The sequence below is a fragment of the Streptomyces beihaiensis genome (genome assembly GCF_026274175.1).
Classification (GTDB): Bacteria; Actinomycetota; Actinomycetes; order Streptomycetales; family Streptomycetaceae; genus Streptomyces; species Streptomyces beihaiensis.
Genome location: NZ_JAPHNL010000202.1, coordinates 1 through 1278 on the forward strand (window position 1 = coordinate 1; position 1278 = coordinate 1278).

The 1278-nt window shown below is 66.4% G+C and carries 1 protein-coding gene; it reads left to right on the top strand.

Annotated features, from left to right (window positions below):
* A partial coding sequence (gene treS, locus OFY01_RS17145) for a maltose alpha-D-glucosyltransferase (protein WP_266600837.1) occupies positions 1–1278 on the top strand: 1278 nt, incomplete at both ends.

The window sequence follows — 1278 nt, forward strand, 5'->3', positions numbered from 1 at the left end:
GACTTCGTGGAGTTCGTGGACGCGGCGCATCAGCGGGGCATGCGGGTGATCATCGACTTCGTCATGAACCACACCAGTGACCAGCACGAGTGGTTCCAGCAGTCCCGCACCGACCCCGACGGGCCCTACGGCGACTACTACGTCTGGGCCGACGACGACAAGCAGTACGCCGACGCCCGGATCATCTTCGTCGACACCGAGGCGTCGAACTGGACCTTCGACCCGGTCCGCAAGCAGTACTACTGGCACCGCTTCTTCTCCCACCAGCCCGACCTCAACTACGAGAACCCCGCCGTGCAGGAAGAGATCCTGGCCGCGCTGCGCTTCTGGCTGGACCTGGGCATCGACGGCTTCCGCCTCGACGCCGTGCCCTACCTCTACGCCCAGGAGAACACCAACTGCGAGAACCTCCCCGCCTCGCACGCCTTCCTCAAACGAGTCCGCAAGGAAGTCGACGCCCACTACCCCGACACCGTGCTCCTGGCGGAGGCCAACCAGTGGCCCGAGGACGTCGTCGACTACTTCGGCGACTTCGCCTCCGGCGGCGACGAGTGCCACATGGCCTTCCACTTCCCCGTCATGCCCCGCATCTTCATGGCCGTGCGCCGCGAGTCGCGCTACCCCGTCTCGGAGATCCTCGCCAAGACCCCCGCCATCCCCTCCGGCTGCCAGTGGGGCATCTTCCTGCGCAACCACGACGAGCTGACCCTGGAAATGGTCACCGACGAGGAACGCGACTACATGTACGCGGAGTACGCCAAGGACCCGCGCATGCGCGCCAACATCGGCATCCGCCGCCGCCTGGCGCCGCTTTTGGACAACGACCGCAACCAGATCGAACTGTTCACCGCGCTGCTGCTCTCCCTGCCCGGCTCGCCGATCCTCTACTACGGCGACGAGATCGGCATGGGCGACAACATCTGGCTCGGCGACCGCGACGCCGTACGCACCCCGATGCAGTGGACCCCCGACCGCAACGCCGGATTCTCCTCCTGCGACCCCGGGCGCCTCTACCTGCCCACGATCATGGACCCGGTCTACGGCTACCAGGTCACCAACGTCGAGGCGTCCATGTCCTCGCCCTCGTCGCTGCTGCACTGGACCCGCCGGATGATCGAGATCCGCAAACAGAACCCGGCCTTCGGCACCGGCTCGTACACGGAACTGCCCTCCTCCAACCCGGCGGTCCTGGCGTTCCTGCGCGAGTGCGGCGACGACCTCGTCCTGTGCGTGAACAACTTCTCCCGCTTCGCCCAGCCCACCGAACTCGACCTGCGC